Genomic DNA, 18328 nt, shown 5'->3' on the forward strand with positions numbered 1-18328 from the left:
GTTAGAAAAGCAAATGTAGGCATAAGTAACGATAAGGCAGGTGAGAAACCTGCCCGCCGATAGACCAAGGTTTCCTGGGCGACGCTAATCGTCCCAGGGTTAGCCGGGACCTAAGGGGATTGCCGAATGGCATACTCGATGGATATCAGGTCAAAATTCCTGAGCATCCTATATCATCGACGGAGTGACGGAGTGATGAAGTATCTGCGTACTGACGGATTAGTACGTTGAATTGCGTACCTATAGGTTGTGTAGTTAAATGCGCACGACTTGGGGAAACAAGACAGTACAGAGCGGCCACGGCCAATCTGATAACGATATGAAACGCTTCCAAGAAAACCTTCTAAGATTATGTTATAGGATCCCGTACCCCAAACCGACACAGGTGGTCAGGGTGAGTAACCCGAGGCGCTCGAGTGATTCATGGCTAAGGAACTAGGCAAATTAGCCCCGTAACTTCGGGAGAAGGGGCGCCTACTTACTTTGTAAGAGGCCGCAGCGAAGAAGTCCAGGCGACTGTTTAACAAAAACACATGGCTATGCGAACTCGAAAGATTCAGTATATAGCCTGACACCTGCCCGGTGCTGGAAGGTTAAGAGGGGGAGTTAGTGGTAACACGAAGCTCTGAATTGAAGCCCCAGTAAACGGCGGCCGTAACTATAACGGTCCTAAGGTAGCGAAATTCCTTGTCGGGTAAGTTCCGACCTGCACGAATGGTGCAACGATCTGGACGCTGTCTCGGCCATGAGCTCGGTGAAATTGAAGTAGCGGTGAAGATGCCGCTTACCCGCAACGGGACGAAAAGACCCCATGAACCTTTACTGCAACTTAACGTTGGCCGTTGGCCAGGAGTGTGTAGGATAGGCGGGAGACTGTGAAGGAGCGTCGCCAGGCGTTTTGGAGTCATTGTTGAAATACCGCCCTCTCCTGTTCGACGGTCTAACGGGTTTTGAACCCGGACATTGTTTGGTGGGTAGTTTGACTGGGGTGGTCGCCTCCAAAAGAGTAACGGAGGCTTTCCAAGGTTCCCTCACGACGGTCGGCAATCGTCGGAAGAGCGCAATGGCATAAGGGAGCCTGACTGCGAGAGAGACATCTCGACCAGGCACGAAAGTGGGACATAGTGATCCGGTGGTACCGCATGGAAGGGCCATCGCTCAAAGGATAAAAGGTACTCTGGGGATAACAGGCTGATCTCCCCCAAGAGCTCATATCGACGGGGAGGTTTGGCACCTCGATGTCGGCTCGTCACGTCCTGGGGCTGGAGAAGGTCCCAAGGGTTGGGCTGTTCGCCCATTAAAGTGGCACGCGAGCTGGGTTCAGAACGTCGTGAGACAGTTCGGTCTCTATCTGTTGCGGGCGTTGGAAATTTGAGAGGCTCTGACTTTAGTACGAGAGGACCGAGTTGGACACACCTCTGGCGTACCGGTTGTTCCGCCAGGAGCATCGCCGGGTACCTATGTGTGGAGCGGATAAGCGCTGAAAGCATCTAAGCGCGAAACCCACCTCGAGATGAGATTTCCTTATGAGGGTTGTTATAGATGATGACGTTGATAGGCTTCAAGTGTAAGTTCAGAGATGGATTAAGCTGAGAAGTACTAATCGCCCGAAAGCTTTTCTTCGGTTGGTGTCCCCTGATGGGGACACTGACAAAGTTTTTACTGTTCACAGTCAATGATATTAAGACATTGATGGTGCCAATGACGTAGGTGTTCACCTCTTCCCATTCCGAACAGAGCAGTTAAGCCCTACAGTGCTGATGGTACTGGGTTAACCCCCGGGAGAGTAAGTCGGCGCCACATTCCTAAAATATAGAAGGTTAGTTAACACAAGATGTTGGCTAACCTTTTTTTGTTTGTGCATATATCAAATGAGAATGTTGTTGGTGTCCAATGTAGTTATATCTTCGTAAACCGATGGTCCCCGAGGGGCCAAGGCCGCCTCGCTGGAGACGTGGATGTGGATGGAAAATCCAATATCTCAGAAATTACAGATGCCCAAATAATGTAGACCAATAATTCGTGTAACGAGGGGCCAAGGCCACCTCTACAAAGACGGAGAAATAAATAATGCATCCACGAAAAATAACCCCAAAATCTTGGAAGCTATTATTATGTCGATGATCTTACCTACTACCTACTACCTACTACCTACTACCTACTACCTACTACCTACTACCTACTACCTACTACCTACTACCTACTACCCCCAACCTAACATGCCCCAAATGATGCTCACAATGCCAAGCATAAATCCCAATATTCTCTCCTAAACTAATTTTCTGACCATGTTCAGGATGTAAGAAAGCACGTTTTAAATCTTCATCGTTTAAACTTTTTAAGAGCACTACCCATTTTTTATGTAGTGCTTTTAATAAGAGTAACGAACTATCAACATCATTATCTAAGGAGTCTGATAATTCAGCCCATCGATCCTCAAAATAAGGACGTATTGTTGGTGTATCTTCTGTTAATGCCAATTTAAATCTGATAAAACTATTCATATGACTATCCGCACAATGATGAATGACTTGTTTTACAGTCCATCCCCCAGGACGGTATGTAGCATTTAATTGATCTATTGAGATATCTTTGATGAGTTCTTCGATTGCATTTGGAAACCTTTCAATAACATGAATCCAGTTTGATATATTTTCTGATGTGATATCAAAAGAAGTAGGACATTCTCCTATGGGAAATTGAAGATTGGTGTCTATAGTCATTTTTGTTTGTTGTTAATAAGTGTAACTTTCTGATAAATCTAACGTTTTATTATTTATACAATAAACATAATTATCTGATATCGATGAAAATATTTTTCGATTTCAGATTTATTCTTTTTATGACGAACGCATACTCGAAAATGAACTAGTCAACTAAAACAAATTCTCTCTTTAAAAATGATCTTAAAACTAACCTCCTTATACCTAAAAGGTAAAGGTAGAAGCGTCTTTGATGCTCAGAGTGTACTCATTAAATTTTTCGTGGCCCTTATGGTGCTCTATTTTGGAGGAGCAGCAGTAAGTCTAGGTTTTTTCTTGGACAACATCATGTTGAAATATGATGAAACTCAAGTAGCCACTCTTACTCTAAGTAAGTTTCTTTATTATTACTTTGTTTTGGATCTGTTTCTTAGATCAGTTATTCAAAATCAAAGTCCATTTGATGTAAAACCCTATTTGTATTTACCTATCAAAAGGTCGAGCTTACTTCATTTTCTTCAAGTGAAATCGCTTTTTAGTGCATTTAATGTACTACCTTATTTTCTGTTTTTGCCTTTCTTTTTTATTGCAGTAATCAATGACGTAGATGGCATACAAGCTTTAGTTTGGTTGATATCAATAACACTTCATGTGTTGATAAATAATTTTCTTGCCTATAACATAGGGAAAACTGTAGGGAAAGCATTCATACCTTGGTTAATTATCACTTTATCTATTTTAGGTTTAGGTTATGTTGATATCAAAGGATATTTACCACTTTCAACCTACTTTGCAGAGTACTTTAATTTGGTGGTGACATCAACTTGGATGGTCATTATCCCTATTTTACTTTTTGTGGGTATCTATTTCATCACTCTAAATTTGTCCAAAACATTATTACTGACAGATCAAGAAATTCATAAGGAGAAAGTTTCTTCATTTGATTTGAGTTATTTGATAAAAGGCGATTCTGTCATGAAGAGTTTTATGATCTATGAATCGAAGTTGATTCTAAGAAACAAAAGATTGAAAAATCTGGTAGTAATGGTGTTTCTTTTCCTTTTCTATCCAATGATCGTCGTAAAAACTCAAGAACATCAAGCGCAAGTAATGCTATTTTTCTTTTGTTGGTTTACTACCGGAGTAGTAGGAGCAATGTTTGGTCAATTTATGTACGCATGGGAAGGGAAATTTTTCAATTTTATTCGAACACAACCGTTCACAGTAGAGGATTATATTAAAGCGAAGCATAACTTTTACTTAGGCATTACCACAATATCTATGATTTTGGGTTGTAGTATTTTTGCTTTCCTTGATCTAAACTTTGCCCTAATGATCTTTGTGGGTTACTTATTCAACATCGGAATAAATCTCAAGTTGATTTTCTTTATTGGTACATTCAATAAAAAGTCTATTGAATTAGATAAAGGAACAGCCTTTAATTATCAAGGAACGCAAGCATCGCATTTTATTTCCAATTTACCATTAATGATTATTCCTCTTGTTTTGTATGCCATAGGTTATTATGCTTTTGATCACTACACCGCATTAATCATTGTTTCTTCTGTGGGAATTTTAGGTTTATTATTCCACGGTTTTATGATTAAACCACTAGTGAATCAATTTAACAAGAGAAAATATAGAATGTCAGAAGGCTTTAGTCAATAAATAATATCATGATACATACAGAAAAACTAATTAAAAAATACGGTGATAAAACAGCTTTGTCTGTAGAAACGCTGGATATCAAAAAGAACGAAATTGTTGGTCTTGTAGGAAATAATGGAGCGGGTAAAACCACTTTTCTAAGTTTACTACTTGATTTAATAAAAGCGACTGATGGAGAAATAAAAATTAAAGATTCGGCAGTTTCAAAATCAGAAGAATGGAAAAAATATACAGGTTCATTTTTAGACGATTCCTTCTTGGTACCTTTTATGACTTCATTAGAATATCTTGAATTTGTTGCGAATTTACATCAATGGAAGAAAGGTGATTTGGATGAGTTCTTAACTCAGAACAAAGCTTTTTATGGTGATGATTTTCTGACAGGTAAAAAGATGATTAAGGATTTATCGAAGGGTAATAAAAACAAAACAGGAATTTTGGGAGCGTTAATAGGTAACCCAGAGTTATTGATATTGGACGAACCTTTTGCCAACTTAGATCCAACCTCTCAGCAATGGTTACGATTAAAAATTCAGAAACTATCAGAAGAAGGTGTAACTGCCATTGTTTCAAGTCACGATTTACAACATGTAACAGGTATCAGTTCTAGAATAGTGATGTTAGAAGATGGTCAAGTGGTTAAAGATGTTGAAAATACAGAATCGACATTGGAAGAATTGGAAAGCTATTTTGGAGCAAAAATTACTGAAGAATCAATTTAACCTACAAATGTTGATAACTTTTTGAAAATACTACCATGAATTATAGTGAAAATAAAAAGTTATTCACAATTAAGGTCAGAATTTAGATATTACAGAAATAAGTAGAAGAAACTACTCATTTATCGACATCAAATTGTTTGTAAACGGTGGAGTTGTTGATAAGTGATGGTGGATATTAAAATAGTAATGGGTAATCAAGATGTTGTTCACATTTTTGATTATCCATTTTTCATATTATGTAATAAGTTAAATGTTTTGTTGATTTCTCCTTTTTCAATCACAATGGAAAATTCGTGTTTAGTAGAAATAAATTCAACGACATTGATTTTATTCCATGCTAAAGTTTTCAAAATAAAATAGAATACACCAGGAGCATCTTTATCATAAGACATTGGCATACGCATCGTCACGGCTGCAAGGTCTTGGATTTCTGTTAGCTTTTCTTCCTCATCAAATAGCTCTTTTACTTTTGGAGCAAAAGATTTTGAAGTAATGATGTTCGTTTCGTGCATACCTTTAGAAGATGCATGAAACAAATCGCCAGTAACATTTTGGACTAATTCCAATAATTGTTTCTGACACCCAATCAAAGTCGGAGAGTTTTTGTAAGCAAAATCGACCAAATCGGATCTCACCAAAATATCACCCATATGTCGGATATATTCTTTGGCTTGATCTTCCATTCCAGAAGCTTCCACTTTGTGAGCCATTCTTTTTAAGGCCATCACAATAGCACCTTCCTGAACCTCTTTTTGCATGAGGTCATTGATTTCAGGATTTAATTTTCTAGCCAAGGCACTGTAGTTCACAATACCCTCGGCAATTCCTTCCTGAAGAAATGGAGATTTATTAATAATGTCTGAAATGGTTTCTGCTAATGTCATAGTTGTAATTGTATAAGCCCCAAAATTAAGAGGATATTTGCTGCAATGAAAGTTGTGTTAACGTTCTATCAATAATCTTTTCCCAATGATGGTAATCGTAGAATGCTAATGGTGTCTTTTTTTTCTCTAAAATAGGAGTTTCAATAATTTTTTGAGCAAATGCTTTACTATCCTCATCTTCGATGATAGTAATTTTATCATCAAGCGTTTTGATATTGATACCAAAACTTCCACTTCGGTAAGATATTGCAGTAGCACCTAATGACAAAGATTCCATTAATTTAATCTTTACACCGCCACCAATCCAAATAGGGTTCAACATTACATCTGTTCCTTTGATATATAAGTCGAGATCATCTACAAATCCTAACCAAGTGATATCATCGGATTGTTGGATATAATTTAGCTCTTTGTTTTGAATATTTTTGCCTGCTAAAAACAGGTGTATTTTTTTATTTGCCTTTCTTACTTCCGGTAGTACCTGATACAATAAGTTTTCTAACCCTTTTTGATTAGGGGCATAGTCCATAGGACCAAAATAGAATAAACTCAAAGTATCATCAGATATTTGGTGGGATTGATATACCTTTTGTCTACTCTCTGCTATATCAATAGGAAATTGATTCACCGATGTTCCATAAGGCATATTCAGGCATTTATCTTCCATCAACCCAATATTCTTGATAGCAAATTGACGGTCTTCTTCAGAGATGAATAAGACTTTATCAGCTGTTTTATAAGCGAACGATTCCAGCATTTTCATTAGTGGCCACCATATTTTACCCATGCTTTTAAAGCGGGTATATTCTATGTTGTGGGAGAAAATCAGAAAAGGGATACCTAGAATTCGACAAATTGGGAGGATTAATAAGCTCATAAAGGGCTGATTAAGTAAAATTTGCTTTGTTTTTAGCCTTTTTGCCGATTTATATATTTTCCATCCTACGAAAGGATTTATATATTTTGTAATTTTGTCGCCGAAAACTTTTTCAATCTTGAATGGGATTTTAATATCAGGATTGTTTGTGGTGGTGATGCAAGTTAAAGGTGTCTTTTTAGACAATTGCTCGCAAACATGGTAGTTGGCTTTATGACCTCCATTTACAGGAGGTAAAAAACGATAAGGCTCTATTACAATAAACATATCGTGAAGTAATAAAACAATTAATATCTTTGCAAGACGTAGAAAACGTTTGAAGTATTTTGAGAGATAATTCCTCAAAAAAGATTACGCTTTAAAACTTAATTAGAATACAATTATGAAATTGGCAATTGGTGGTGACCACGCAGGTTACGAATACAAGAAAGCAATCATCGAACACTTAGAGTCGAATGGTCATGAAGTAAAAGATTTCGGTCCTTTTTCAACAGATTCTTGTGATTATCCTGATTATGTTCACCCATTGGCTGAGGCTGTAGAAAATGGTGAGGTAGAATTCGGTATCACTATTTGTGGTAGTGGTATTGGTGTATCAATGGTAGCGAACAAGCACCAAGGTGTTCGTGCAGGTCTTTGCTGGGAGCCAGTATTGGCACAGTTAACGCGTCAGCATAATAATGCAAATGTATTATCAATGCCTGCTCGTTTTATTTCATTAGTAAGAGCTATCGAGATTGTAGATACATTTATTTCTACAGAATTTGAAGGAGGACGTCACAATAATAGAGTGAACAAGATTCCTTTATCATAAACTATCAAATAACTTAAAAAATGATTCAAAGAATCCAATCGATCTTTTTATTCTTGATCGTAGTCGGCATGTTTGCTGTAAACTTTGCTCCGATTTGGAGTGCTGGTGAAGCAGTATTAACTTCAAGAGAATTTACTTACAGTGGAGGGGTTATTAACACAATGGCTATTGCTGTTGTAGCAACAATATCTGCATTGGTCGCTTTATATTCATTACTATCATTTAAAGATAGAATGAAGCAGGTGAAATTGAACCTTGTAAATACATTATTAATCTTTATTACTTTAGGTTTAATGATGTACTACGGTTATTATCAAGGAGCGGAATTAGCTGGAGCAAATGGTGAACCTGCAGTAGGTTTCTTTTTGCCAGTTTTCTCTATTGTTCTTAACCGTTTAGCGATTAAATTCATTCAAAGAGACGAAAAGAAAGTAAAAGATTCTATCAGCGGTCGTCTTAGAGACTAATTGATAGTATCAGATACTTATTGAGAAGGTAAAGTAGCTTAGGTTACTTTACCTTTTTTAATAATCAAAATTACTATCAACTACCTAATTCACTTTCTTATCATACATCAATTTTTATTAGTTGTTTGATATCTACCTTTGTAATAGATCAAATAATAAAACATAAATAAAGATACGATTATGAAAAAGTTACTTTCTATTTTGGCCCTTGCAATTATGATGATGTCATGTGGAGATTCAGAAACAACATATGAACCAGACAATGCAGTTTTACCTTCAGATACAGATCCTGTTCATGGTAATACAGCGCCTAATGAACCACATTCGAATTAAAACAAAAACTGTCTGATTAGAGAATGGTAGTTTAGAAAACCTCAGATAGGTAGTTTAAATATTAGTTGAGATTAATAAAAAAAGAGGTAGTCACTGTGTGTGCTACCTCTTTTGCTTTCTTGAATCAAGAAATATTATATCTCGAAAGATCTCACTGTTTCGTCGATCTTTAAAGTTCCATCGTTGTATTCAGAGATGAATTTTGCAATTACTTCATCAGTGATTTCTTCAACGTGTAAACAGATATCGATAGGAGTACCGTTACCTTCTTCGTCATCAGGACGTTCTTCTACGAATTCACCTACATCGTAAGTATCGTCTTTAGATAAAGTAGCGATAGCTTCGTCGACAGCATCCATGTGTGGACCATCCATTACGTCGAAGTCAGCATCAGCAAACTTTGGATTTTCGTTGATGACGTGTTGAACTGCTTCTTCGTGAAGTTTCATTACGTATTCCATTTCTAAAGTATAGATAAAGGCATCCATTACTTTTTCTTCACCATCTCTTGTGCTGATGAATTGGAATTGTGCTTGGCTGTCATCATTCTCCTCAGGAGAAGAATAAACAAAAGATTTACCTGCAGCTTTGATCGCTGACTTTACGTTGTTTAATAATTTTGAGCTCATGTATTATGAATATCAATATTTTAAGTGACGCAAAGGTAAGATAATAATTGGTTTAAAGGTACTCTTGTATAGCATCAGTTGAAATTGTTGACCATTGTTTAATATTCTGTTTAAACTGAGTGAAGCTTTCGTACACTTTTTTAGCAAATGGATCTGATGCGATGAGGTCGGACATCACTGAGTCTGCGTTTTGTTTTAAAGTCTCCATTACTTCTTTCGGGAAAGGTAATATCTCGTTATTTCCTTCGGACTTTATTTTCTCTAAGTATTCTGTATTGAACTTTTCAAATTCAGACATCATACTACCGTTATATTTTAAAGAAACGATTCTGATCATTTCCTGTAAATCTTCTGGAAGACTATCGTATGCTTTTTTATTACAAACCAACTCTAATGTGGCCGATGGTTCGTGCCAACCTGGATAATAATAGTACTTGGCAATTTTATGAAATCCCATTAAGTAATCGTGATACGGACCAATCCATTCTGTCGCATCTAAAACACCTCTTTCTAGATTGGTGTAAATTTCACCACCTGCTACTGTTACAGCAGTACCTCCAGCTCTTGAAAATACTTTTCCTCCGAGACCAGGAATTCTCATTTTTATTCCTTGAAGATCTTCAGCTGTTTCGAGTTTCTTATTAAACCAACCTCCCATTTGAACGCCGGTATTTCCACAAGGGAAAGGTTCTAGTCCAATCTTATTATATAGTTCCTTCCAAAGTTCGTTTCCACCGCCATATAATAACCATGCATTTTGTTGCCTTGTCGTCATACCAAATGGAGTAGCAGTGAAAAATACGGAAGCAGGAATTTTACCCGCCCAATAATAAGCAGCACCATGCATCATTTGTGCGGCACCCAGTTGTACTGCATCAAAAGATTCTAAAGCTGGAACCAATTCTCCTCCTCCGAATACCTTTATATTAAGGCGGCCATCAGATAGCTCTCTGAGTTCATCGGCAAGATTGTTTACTCCTTCACCAAGAATAGGGAAGTTAGGAGGCCATACCGTTACACATTTCCAATTAAATACCTTCTCTTTTTTTTTACTTTTGACAATTTCTGAATTGTTTTCTTTGCTACAAGATGATAAAGCAGTAGCAGATACTAGAGCACCTCCACTTACTTTAGTAAGCTGTTTGATAAAATGTCTTCTATTTTTTTTGTTGTTAGTATTCATAGTCAAAAAATGAAAGGTTGAGAATGTGTTACTTATCAAAAAGTAGCAATGTTAGGAGTAAAAATATGACTAACTCATAATGAATGATATACAAAAAAAGGCATTTTGATGAAAACTCCTTATATAAATAAACAAATTGTTAATAAAGTTCTCCTATCTCACTGTTTTTAAGTGATGTATAAATAAAAATTTGGGAAGTAAAATAATATGATTACCTTTGCAAGCCGTTTGAAAGCTGTACTGTATCGTTACGGCTCTAAGAAAGGCATCAAATTGAAGGACCAGACGGGGAGTTCAATGCGAGTTTTTCTTTACAGAGTTAGGTGTAGATGAGTTGAATTTCAGGCGTTTAATTAATTAATTTTTAAAGTAAAGAACAATGCCAGGACTTATTGCAAAAAAAGTCGGTATGACTAGTATTTATGATGAAAACGGCAAGAACATCGCTTGTACGTTGATTCAAACTGGTCCTAACGTTGTGACTCAGGTTAAGACGGTAGAATCTGATGGCTATACAGCTATTCAGGTGGGCTTCGACGAGAAGAAGGAGAAGCGTACGTCCGCTGCTATGAAAGGTCACTTCTCAAAAGCTGGTACCACACCAAAACGTAAAGTGGTAGAATTCCGTAACCCAGTTATGGAAAGAGCTCTAGGAGATGTATTGAAAATGGATGAAATCTTCGCTGAAGGTGAATTCGTAGACATCGTAGGTACTTCTAAAGGTAAAGGTTTCCAAGGTGTAGTTAAGAGACACAACTTCGGTGGTGTAGGTCAAGCTACTCACGGTCAGCATAACCGTTTAAGAGCTCCAGGTGCGATTGGTGCATGTGCAACTCCATCACGTGTATTCAAAGGTCTTCGTATGGCTGGACGTACTGGTGGTAAGCGTGTTAAAGTGATGAACTTACGCGTTATGAAAATGTATCCAGAGGATGGTTTAATCCTTGTTTCTGGTGCAATTCCAGGTGCTAAAAATTCTTACGTAATCCTTGAAAAGTAATCAGTAGATGGAAATCGCAGTATTGAACTCAAAAGGCGTTGAGACTGGTAAAGTAGATTTACCAGAAGCAGTATTTGGTATCGAGCCAAATGATCATGCTATCTATCTTGACGTAAAAGCGTATTTGGCGGCACAACGTCAAGGTACGCATAAAGCTAAAGAGCGTGCGGAGATCGTAGGATCTACTCGTAAGCTTAAAAAACAAAAAGGTACAGGTACAGCTCGTTCGGGCTCTATCAAATCACCTGTTTTCAGAGGTGGTGGACGTATCTTTGGACCACGTCCGAGAAACTACCGTCAAACGCTTAACAGAAAACTTAAGCAATTGGCTCGTCGTTCGGCGTTGGCTTACAAAGCAAAAGAGAGCAATGTAACAGTTTTGGAAACTCTTTCTTTCGAGGCTCCACAAACTAAAGCTTACAAAGAAGTATTATCAAACTTGCAATTCTCAGACGTGAAGACTCTTCTAGTTTTGGGTGAGCAAAACGATAATGTTTACAAGTCAGCTAGAAACTTGCCAAAAGCAAACGTAGTAGTTGTTGATTCATTGAACACTTACGAAGTATTGCACGCGGACAAGTTGATCATCGCTCAAGATGCAGTTGAAAAATTTTCTAACCTTTAAGCCTTAATATAATGCAAGTATTAGTAAAACCTATCTTGACAGAAAAGGCTGCACTTGCTCACGAAGGTGGTGTTTACACTTTCGTTGTGGCTAAAGGAGCTAACAAGGTACAGATCAAACAAGCTGTAGAAGCTAAGTATGGTGTTAACGTAGAGGCAGTAAGAACTGCTATCCTACCAGGTAAATCAAAAACTCGTTACACAAAAGCGGCTGTTATTAACGGTCACACATCTTCTTTCAAAAAGGCGATGGTAAAAGTAGCTGAGGGTGAGATTATCGACATCTACGAAGGTCTATAGGATCTGAAATCTAAAATTGAAAATATACCTCCGGAGTAGCAATACTCCGGGTAGTAGTATATAAGTTTAACCAATTTGCTGTGTATGGGAGTCAGGAAAACCTATCTGAAACCCGTAAGAGCAAATACGAAAGTTTGAAAAATGGCTGTTAAAAAGTTAAAGCCCACAACTCCGGGACAGCGATTCAGAATCGCTCCTACTTTCGAGGAAATCACGAAAAGTACACCAGAGAAATCTCTGACTGTTGGTAAGCACCGTTCAGGTGGTCGTAACAACTCAGGTAAAATGACTGTTCGTAATAGAGGTGGTGGACACAAGCGTCGTCTTCGTGTTATCGACTTCAAACGTAACAAGCATGGTATCCCTGGTATCGTGAAATCTATCGAGTACGATCCAAACCGTACTGCTCGTATTGCCTTAATCTACTATGTAGATGGTGCTAAAGCGTATATCATCGCTCCAGAAGGACTACAAGTTGGACAGACTATCTTGTCTGGTTCAGGTGTAGCTCCAGAAGTAGGTAATACACTTCCATTGTCTGAGATCCCTGTAGGTTCTATCATTCATAACATTGAGTTGAAACCAGGTAAAGGTGCTGCTATGGTACGTTCTGCTGGTGCTTACGCTCAATTGTTAGGTCGTACTGGTAGATATGCTACAATTAAATTACCTTCAGGCGAGACAAGATTAGTACTTATCGAGTGCTTTGCTTCTATCGGTACTGTATCAAACGGCGATCACATGAACGTTCGTTTAGGTAAAGCAGGTAGAAAGCGTTGGTTAGGTCGTAGACCACGTGTTCGTGGTGTTGCAATGAACCCAGTGGATCACCCAATGGGTGGTGGTGAAGGTAAATCTTCAGGAGGACACCCTCGCTCACGTACTGGTGTTTACGCTAAAGGTCAAAAAACGCGTAACACTAAAAAGTACTCTAGTAAACTAATCGTTTCAAGAAGGAAAAAGTAATTTAAGCTATGGCAAGATCGCTAAAGAAAGGACCTTATATTGATTTTCGTTTAGTAAAGAAAATCGACGCAGCTAATGAGTCTGGCAAAAAGTCTGTTATCAAGACTTGGTCACGTAGATCTATGATCTCTCCAGACTTCATCGGTCACACATTTGCTGTACACAATGGTAACAAATTCATCCCTGTTTATGTAACTGAAAACATGGTAGGTCACAAACTAGGTGAATTCGCTCCAACACGTACTTACAAGGGTCACATCAATAAAAAAGATAAAGGCAGAAAATAATGGAAGCAGTAGCAAAACTTAACAATTGCCCTATCGCTCCACGCAAGATGATGCTTGTTGCGGACGCAGTAAGAGGTGCTCAAGTTATCGATGCACTGAACACTCTCCGTTTTGCTCAGAAAGCTGGTGCTCCTCTAGTAGAAAAGTTAATTCTTTCTGCTGTGGCAAACTGGGAAGCAAAAAACCCTGACGAGTCTGTAGAAGATGCAGATTTATACGTGAAAACTATCTTTGTAACTGGTGGACGTCAATTAAAGCGTTTCCGTCCAGCTCCACAAGGTAGAGCACACAGAATCCGCAAGCGTTCTAACCACGTTACAGTTGTGGTTGACGCTCGTAATACAAGCCTTATCGACGTAGTCGCTGAGGATACAGAATCAAACGAGTCAGATAACTAAAATTAGGTTTTTCCCATGGGACAAAAAATTAATCCAATTGGTCTTCGTTTAGGCTATATCAGAGGATGGGAGTCTAGCTGGTATGGTGGAAAAGATTTCTCTGACAAGTTAGTAGAGGATGACAAGATCAGAAAGTATATCGCAGTTCGTCTTCCGAACCCACGTGCAGGTATTTCAAGAGTAGTTATTGAGCGTACTATCAAGCGCGTTACTTTAACTATCCACACTGCTCGTCCAGGTGTAGTAATCGGTAAAGCGGGTACTGAGGTAGATAAAATTAAAGAAGAGTTGAAGCGTTTAACTGGTAAAGATGTTCAAATCAACATCTCTGAAGTTAAACGTCCTGAGACTGATGCGAAATTGATCGGTGAGTCAATCGCTCAACAACTGAAAAGCCGTGTATCTTACCGTCGTGCGATGAAGCAAGCAATTGCTAACGCTGTTCGTCACGGTGCGCAAGGTATCAAAGTGAAGCTTTCAGGTCGTTTGGGTGGTGCTGAAATGGCTCGTACTGAACTTTACAAAGAGGGTCGTATTCCTTTGCACACACTTCGTGCAGATATCGACTACGCTTTGTCTGAAGCTCTTACTGTATATGGTATCATTGGTATCAAAGTTTGGGTATTCAAAGGTGAAGTATTAGGTAAGCGTGACCTTTCTCCATCTGCTGAAACTGGACGTCGTGACAACCGTAGAGGTGGTAACGATAGAAAGCGTGGCGGAAACGATCGTCGTAGAGGCGGCCGTGGTGGCAGAAAAGGTGGTGGTAACAGAGGCGGTGGCAAACAGTCATAGTCTCGTTAGTTAACCTAACTGAACACAGGTGGACCCTAGCAGTTTTTTAATTGCTAGGGTCTTTTTTTGTGTCTTACGTTGGCTTTTTAAAAGAGTATTTATAACTTTCAAATTCTTATTATATAATTCATCATGTAATAAGGATGTAGTAAACTGACAATACATCGTCTTTCTATTATCATTAATCACTCAAACAGAATAATATTATCAACTTTTTGAAATACTTAGCCTAAAAGCAAATTTTATTTTGATGATATTTTTATTGAGTGAATAAAATTTTGATTTAAGTAAAATCAACATAATAAGTGGTAATTTTTAACATAACTTTTCATCGAAATTTGTAGCTCTTTCTTTGATGTAGTTTATTGCGGCTTCATTTGATATTTAAACGAGGATATATCAAGTGATTGGTTTACTCATTGTAATTATTACGAACAGATTATACTATTTAATTTATGGCGGGGGTATCTGAAAGTAGCCGTGGAGGCTTCTCTAATAAAATAGGATTCGTTTTAGCCGCAGCAGGTTCAGCTGTTGGTCTTGGAAATATATGGAAATTCCCTTTCGAAGTAGCAGACGGAGGAGGTGGTGCATTTGTAGCAATGTATTTAGCTTTTTGTTTTTTATTATGTTTTCCTGTGATGATGGCAGAGATTGCTATCGGACGTAAAACAAATAAAAACGCAGTAGGTGCATTTGAAACAAATGGACATAAGAATTGGTCTGCAGTTGGTAAAATGGGAGTACTTTCTGGTGCTTTGATTTTATCATTTTACAATGTAGTAGCCGGTTGGGCATTTGGGTTTGCTTTGGAAATGATCGCTGGTAACTTCGAAATAGGAGCCAACTTTGGTCAGTTTATTTCTGATTGGCACATTAACCTTGCTTTTTCATCTGTATTTATGTTCTTGACAATTTACATTGTGATGAAAGGCGTATCGGGTGGAATTGAAAAAGCTTCTAAAATATTAATGCCTTCACTATTGTTTTTGATTTTAGCCCTTATGGGATATGCTTTAACTCAAGACGGAGCAATGGAAGGTGTTGCGTTCTACTTAGTACCTGATTTTAGCGAAATCACTTTCGATGTAGCATTCTCTGCTATGGGACAAGCGTTCTTCTCATTATCATTAGGTATGGGTGCCTTGATTACTTACGGTTCATACGTTGGTAAAAAAGATAATATAGCACATTCTACTGCAATGATCTTACTAACAGATGTTGGTATCGCCTTTATTGCAGGTCTAATGATGTTCGCATTTATCTATTCTCAAGGTTTACAAGGAACAAGCGGTGGTGCAGGTTTAATCTTTACAGTTTTACCTAGTGCTTTCGAATCATTAGGACCAGTCTTAGGTAGAGTAATTGGAGCAGCATTCTTTATTTTATTATCATTTGCAGCTTTAACATCTACGGTATCTTTACTAGAAGTTCCTGTAGCTTATGTTGTAGATGAGCATGAAGTAAGAAGATCAAGAGCAGTGTGGATTGTTGGTGGTTTGATATTCTTATTGGGTATTCCTTCAATGTTAGGAAATGGTACAGTAGATTTCTTCAATAATTTCATTACCTATAGTTCAGGTAAAACGGTCAACTTTATGACGTTTATTGAGAACCTAGCTTCTGATACATTCTTACCTTTAGGTGGTTTCTTTATTGCTCTTTATACCGCTTGGGTGTGGAGAGGTGATAATTTCAAAAAAGAATTAGAACAAGGAAATCCAGGCTTTGGTGATACAATTTTAGGTAAGTATTCAATATTTGCTTTAAAGTTTTTAGTTCCAATTATTTTAGGAGCTATAACTATGGTGACTATTTCTGATAAATTCTTAGGACTTGATTTATTGGAAATAACTAGAAACCTTATTAATGATCTTATAAAATTTATAAATACTTAATTACGTTACTCTCAATATTTTTGAGTATTACTATAAAATTCTGTAAAAAGGAGATCATTTATTAAAAAAATGATCTCCTTTTTTTATGATTTTCATTCATTTCGAAAAAATTAATGTTTAAGTCGTCATGTTTTTATAATTTTACGGCTGAATTTTTGAAAAGATCATTGAAAATGGCAAAACAAGACAAAGAAAATATGTTCCAAAAAGTCGTTTCCCATGCTAAGGAATATGGCTTTGTTTTCCCTTCGTCGGAAATTTATGGAGGACTTCAAGCGGTATACGATTATGGATCAAATGGTGTTGAGTTAAGAAACAACATCAAGAAATATTGGTGGGCTTCTATGGTGCAAATGCACGAAAACATTGTAGGCCTTGATGCATCAATTTTTATGGATCCAAAAGTATGGAAAGCTTCAGGTCACGTTGATGCTTTTAATGATCCTTTGGTTGATAATAAAGACTCAAAGAAAAGATATAGAGCAGACGTACTTATCGAAGATTTGATGGCCAAATACCAAGGCAAAATCGAAAAGGAAGTAACTAAAGCTCAAAAAAGATTTGGTGATGATTTCGATAAGGAGCAATTCTTAGCGACGAATCCAAATGTGTTAAGAAATCAGAAGAAAATCGACGAAATCGAAGCGAAATTTAAAACCGCTTTAGAGGAAGACGATATGGAAGGATTAAAAGCGATTATTGAAGAAAACAATATCGTTTGTCCTATCTCTGGTACTTGTAACTGGACAGATGTTCGTCAGTTCAACTTGATGTTCTCAACTGAGTTGGGTGCCGTAGCTGGTGATTCTAACAAAGTATATTTACGTCCGGAAACAGCACAAGGTATCTTTGTAAACTTCTTGAATGTGATGAACACTTCTAGACAGCGTCCTCCTTTCGGTATTGCTCAAATTGGTAAAGCATTCCGTAATGAGATCGTCGCTCGTCAGTTTATCTTCCGTATGCGTGAGTTTGAACAAATGGAGATGCAATTCTTCATTCAGCCAGGTACGGAAATGAAGTGGTACGAATACTGGAAAGAGCAACGTATGAAGTTCCATACAGCTGTTGGTAACGCTGATAATTATGTATTCCACGATCACTTGAAAACAGCTCACTATGCTAACGCGGCAGTGGATATTGAGTTCAAGTTCCCATTCGGTCAAAAAGAATTAGAAGGTATTCACTCGAGAACTGATTTCGATTTGTCAGCTCACCAAGAGTTGTCTTCTAAGAAGTTACAATACTTCGATCATGAGTTGGGTAAAAACGTTGTTCCTTACGTAGTAGAAACTTCTGTTGGTTTGGACCGTATGTTCTTATCGATCCTAACAGGTGCTTACACTGAAGAAGAAGTGGAGGGTAAATCAAGAACTTATTTGAAATTCCACCCAGGTCTTGCTCCAATTAAAGCAGCAGTATTCCCATTAACGAAGAAAGATGGTCTTCCTGAAAAGGCAAGAGAAGTGATGAACGAAATCAAGTTCGATCACAATGTTTCTTATGAGGAAAAAGATGCTATTGGTAAACGTTACACTCGTCAGGATTTAATTGGTACTCCTTACTGTATTACTGTAGATCACCAAACTTTGGAAGACAATACAGTAACAGTTCGTGAACGTGATACAACAGAGCAATTCAGATTACCAATTGCTGAATTGAAAGCATATTTAGATAAGCATTGTTCGTTAACTAGCTTGTTAAAGCAATTAGTATAAAGCTAATTTCCATTAAAAAGTAAGCACATCTTGTGAAATTACTTTTGATGAAACTTAGGTTAA

General features: G+C 37.6%; 19 protein-coding genes and 2 rRNA genes (1 of these 21 running past the window's edge). 16 read left to right on the forward strand and 5 right to left on the reverse strand.

The annotated features are described in order from the left end of the window. Both MY04_RS18630 and rrf read left to right on the forward strand, forming a co-directional pair. Positions 1–1623, forward strand: a 23S ribosomal RNA gene (locus tag MY04_RS18630) (it extends 1258 nt beyond the left edge of the window). Positions 1624–1691: 68 nt separating this feature from the next. Beyond that, positions 1692–1803: ribosomal RNA gene (gene rrf, locus MY04_RS18635) — 5S ribosomal RNA — on the forward strand. A 386-nt stretch (positions 1804–2189) separates the two neighbouring features. On the opposite strand, the gene MY04_RS18640 is transcribed toward rrf, so the two are convergent. Next, on the reverse strand, positions 2190–2723 hold the full coding sequence (locus MY04_RS18640) for a YfiT family bacillithiol transferase (protein ID WP_066212165.1): 534 nt from the start codon (positions 2721–2723) through the stop codon (positions 2190–2192). 177 nt (positions 2724–2900) lie between these two features. On the opposite strand from MY04_RS18640, the gene MY04_RS18645 reads away from it, so the two are divergent. Both MY04_RS18645 and MY04_RS18650 read left to right on the forward strand, forming a co-directional pair. Further along, a complete protein-coding gene (locus tag MY04_RS18645) occupies positions 2901–4370 on the forward strand; it encodes a DUF5687 family protein (protein ID WP_066212170.1) in 1470 nt (489 codons plus the stop codon). A gap of 8 nt (positions 4371–4378) precedes the next feature. Next, positions 4379–5092: an ABC transporter ATP-binding protein gene (locus tag MY04_RS18650; RefSeq protein ID WP_066212173.1), complete on the forward strand. Its 714-nt coding sequence runs from the start codon at positions 4379–4381 to the stop codon at positions 5090–5092. 218 nt (positions 5093–5310) lie between these two features. Here MY04_RS18650 and MY04_RS18655 read toward each other — a convergent pair whose 3' ends face one another. Together MY04_RS18655 and MY04_RS18660 are read right to left on the reverse strand one after the other, a co-directional pair. After that, positions 5311–5976, reverse strand: coding sequence for a hypothetical protein (locus MY04_RS18655; protein ID WP_066212175.1), 666 nt, complete (start codon positions 5974–5976; stop codon positions 5311–5313). A 25-nt stretch (positions 5977–6001) separates the two neighbouring features. Then, positions 6002–7120: a glycosyltransferase family 4 protein gene (locus MY04_RS18660; protein ID WP_066212176.1), complete on the reverse strand. Its 1119-nt coding sequence runs from the start codon at positions 7118–7120 to the stop codon at positions 6002–6004. Between the two features lie 115 nt (positions 7121–7235). Between MY04_RS18660 and rpiB the strand changes: the two genes are divergently transcribed. From rpiB to MY04_RS18675, 3 genes are all read left to right on the forward strand, one after another. Beyond that, on the forward strand, positions 7236–7667 hold the full coding sequence (rpiB, locus tag MY04_RS18665; RefSeq protein WP_205960485.1) for a ribose 5-phosphate isomerase B: 432 nt from the start codon (positions 7236–7238) through the stop codon (positions 7665–7667). A 20-nt stretch (positions 7668–7687) separates the two neighbouring features. Then, on the forward strand, positions 7688–8134 hold the full coding sequence (locus tag MY04_RS18670) for a DUF4293 domain-containing protein (protein ID WP_066212179.1): 447 nt from the start codon (positions 7688–7690) through the stop codon (positions 8132–8134). A gap of 180 nt (positions 8135–8314) precedes the next feature. Continuing rightward, positions 8315–8467, forward strand: coding sequence for a hypothetical protein (locus MY04_RS18675; RefSeq protein ID WP_158297770.1), 153 nt, complete (start codon positions 8315–8317; stop codon positions 8465–8467). Between the two features lie 134 nt (positions 8468–8601). Here the strand turns inward: MY04_RS18675 and MY04_RS18680 are convergent, their stop codons facing one another. Together MY04_RS18680 and MY04_RS18685 are read right to left on the reverse strand one after the other, a co-directional pair. Continuing rightward, positions 8602–9096 carry a hypothetical protein gene (locus tag MY04_RS18680; RefSeq protein WP_066212181.1) on the reverse strand — a complete coding sequence of 165 codons (495 nt, stop codon included), beginning with the start codon at positions 9094–9096 and terminating at the stop codon, positions 8602–8604. 52 nt (positions 9097–9148) lie between these two features. After that, on the reverse strand, positions 9149–10279 hold the full coding sequence (locus MY04_RS18685) for a TRAP transporter substrate-binding protein (protein ID WP_066212183.1): 1131 nt from the start codon (positions 10277–10279) through the stop codon (positions 9149–9151). Between the two features lie 379 nt (positions 10280–10658). Here MY04_RS18685 and rplC point away from each other — a divergent pair, with 379 nt between their 5' ends. From rplC to MY04_RS18730, 9 genes are all read left to right on the forward strand, one after another. Next, a complete protein-coding gene (gene rplC, locus MY04_RS18690; RefSeq protein WP_066212185.1) occupies positions 10659–11279 on the forward strand; it encodes a 50S ribosomal protein L3 in 621 nt (206 codons plus the stop codon). Between the two features lie 7 nt (positions 11280–11286). Continuing rightward, on the forward strand, positions 11287–11904 hold the full coding sequence (rplD, locus tag MY04_RS18695; protein WP_066212187.1) for a 50S ribosomal protein L4: 618 nt from the start codon (positions 11287–11289) through the stop codon (positions 11902–11904). Positions 11905–11915: 11 nt separating this feature from the next. After that, positions 11916–12203, forward strand: coding sequence for a 50S ribosomal protein L23 (gene rplW / locus MY04_RS18700; protein ID WP_044229482.1), 288 nt, complete (start codon positions 11916–11918; stop codon positions 12201–12203). A gap of 141 nt (positions 12204–12344) precedes the next feature. After that, complete coding sequence (gene rplB / locus MY04_RS18705; RefSeq protein ID WP_066212189.1) at positions 12345–13169, forward strand: 50S ribosomal protein L2; 825 nt, start codon at positions 12345–12347, stop codon at positions 13167–13169. Between the two features lie 8 nt (positions 13170–13177). After that, the gene (gene rpsS / locus MY04_RS18710) at positions 13178–13456 is read left to right on the forward strand and encodes a 30S ribosomal protein S19 (RefSeq protein WP_066212191.1); all 279 of its coding nucleotides are present in this window, start codon (positions 13178–13180) and stop codon (positions 13454–13456) included. Continuing rightward, positions 13456–13854 carry a 50S ribosomal protein L22 gene (gene rplV, locus MY04_RS18715; protein WP_066212193.1) on the forward strand — a complete coding sequence of 133 codons (399 nt, stop codon included), beginning with the start codon at positions 13456–13458 and terminating at the stop codon, positions 13852–13854. The genes rpsS and rplV overlap by 1 nt, the downstream gene beginning before the upstream one ends. 15 nt (positions 13855–13869) lie before the next feature. Continuing rightward, positions 13870–14649 (forward strand): 30S ribosomal protein S3, encoded by a 780-nt coding sequence (rpsC, locus tag MY04_RS18720; protein ID WP_066212195.1) that lies wholly within the window; start codon positions 13870–13872, stop codon positions 14647–14649. A 455-nt stretch (positions 14650–15104) separates the two neighbouring features. Then, positions 15105–16547 carry a sodium-dependent transporter gene (locus tag MY04_RS18725; RefSeq protein WP_066212196.1) on the forward strand — a complete coding sequence of 481 codons (1443 nt, stop codon included), beginning with the start codon at positions 15105–15107 and terminating at the stop codon, positions 16545–16547. A gap of 173 nt (positions 16548–16720) precedes the next feature. Next, positions 16721–18265 carry a glycine--tRNA ligase gene (locus tag MY04_RS18730; protein WP_066212198.1) on the forward strand — a complete coding sequence of 515 codons (1545 nt, stop codon included), beginning with the start codon at positions 16721–16723 and terminating at the stop codon, positions 18263–18265. The last annotated feature ends 63 nt before the right edge of the window (positions 18266–18328 follow it).

This window comes from Flammeovirga sp. MY04, from assembly GCF_001682195.2.
Taxonomy (GTDB): Bacteria; Bacteroidota; Bacteroidia; order Cytophagales; family Flammeovirgaceae; genus Flammeovirga; species Flammeovirga yaeyamensis.

Bases quoted from the DNA above. Each gene is read 5' to 3' on its own strand.
- MY04_RS18730 (WP_066212198.1), top strand. From the start codon at position 16,721: ATGGCAAAACAAGACAAAGAAAATATGTTCCAAAAAGTCGTTTCCCAT.
- MY04_RS18725 (WP_066212196.1), top strand. From the start codon at position 15,105: ATGGCGGGGGTATCTGAAAGTAGCCGTGGAGGCTTCTCTAATAAAATA.
- rplV (WP_066212193.1), top strand. From the start codon at position 13,456: ATGGAAGCAGTAGCAAAACTTAACAATTGCCCTATCGCTCCACGCAAG.
- MY04_RS18685 (WP_066212183.1), bottom strand. From the start codon at position 10,279: ATGAATACTAACAACAAAAAAAATAGAAGACATTTTATCAAACAGCTT.
- rplD (WP_066212187.1), top strand. From the start codon at position 11,287: ATGGAAATCGCAGTATTGAACTCAAAAGGCGTTGAGACTGGTAAAGTA.
- MY04_RS18645 (WP_066212170.1), top strand. From the start codon at position 2,901: ATGATCTTAAAACTAACCTCCTTATACCTAAAAGGTAAAGGTAGAAGC.
- MY04_RS18650 (WP_066212173.1), top strand. From the start codon at position 4,379: ATGATACATACAGAAAAACTAATTAAAAAATACGGTGATAAAACAGCT.
- MY04_RS18675 (WP_158297770.1), top strand. From the start codon at position 8,315: ATGAAAAAGTTACTTTCTATTTTGGCCCTTGCAATTATGATGATGTCA.
- rpiB (WP_205960485.1), top strand. From the start codon at position 7,236: ATGAAATTGGCAATTGGTGGTGACCACGCAGGTTACGAATACAAGAAA.
- MY04_RS18640 (WP_066212165.1), bottom strand. From the start codon at position 2,723: ATGACTATAGACACCAATCTTCAATTTCCCATAGGAGAATGTCCTACT.
- MY04_RS18660 (WP_066212176.1), bottom strand. From the start codon at position 7,120: ATGTTTATTGTAATAGAGCCTTATCGTTTTTTACCTCCTGTAAATGGA.
- MY04_RS18680 (WP_066212181.1), bottom strand. From the start codon at position 9,096: ATGAGCTCAAAATTATTAAACAACGTAAAGTCAGCGATCAAAGCTGCA.
- rplW (WP_044229482.1), top strand. From the start codon at position 11,916: ATGCAAGTATTAGTAAAACCTATCTTGACAGAAAAGGCTGCACTTGCT.
- MY04_RS18670 (WP_066212179.1), top strand. From the start codon at position 7,688: ATGATTCAAAGAATCCAATCGATCTTTTTATTCTTGATCGTAGTCGGC.
- MY04_RS18655 (WP_066212175.1), bottom strand. From the start codon at position 5,976: ATGACATTAGCAGAAACCATTTCAGACATTATTAATAAATCTCCATTT.
- rpsS (WP_066212191.1), top strand. From the start codon at position 13,178: ATGGCAAGATCGCTAAAGAAAGGACCTTATATTGATTTTCGTTTAGTA.
- rplB (WP_066212189.1), top strand. From the start codon at position 12,345: ATGGCTGTTAAAAAGTTAAAGCCCACAACTCCGGGACAGCGATTCAGA.
- rpsC (WP_066212195.1), top strand. From the start codon at position 13,870: ATGGGACAAAAAATTAATCCAATTGGTCTTCGTTTAGGCTATATCAGA.
- rplC (WP_066212185.1), top strand. From the start codon at position 10,659: ATGCCAGGACTTATTGCAAAAAAAGTCGGTATGACTAGTATTTATGAT.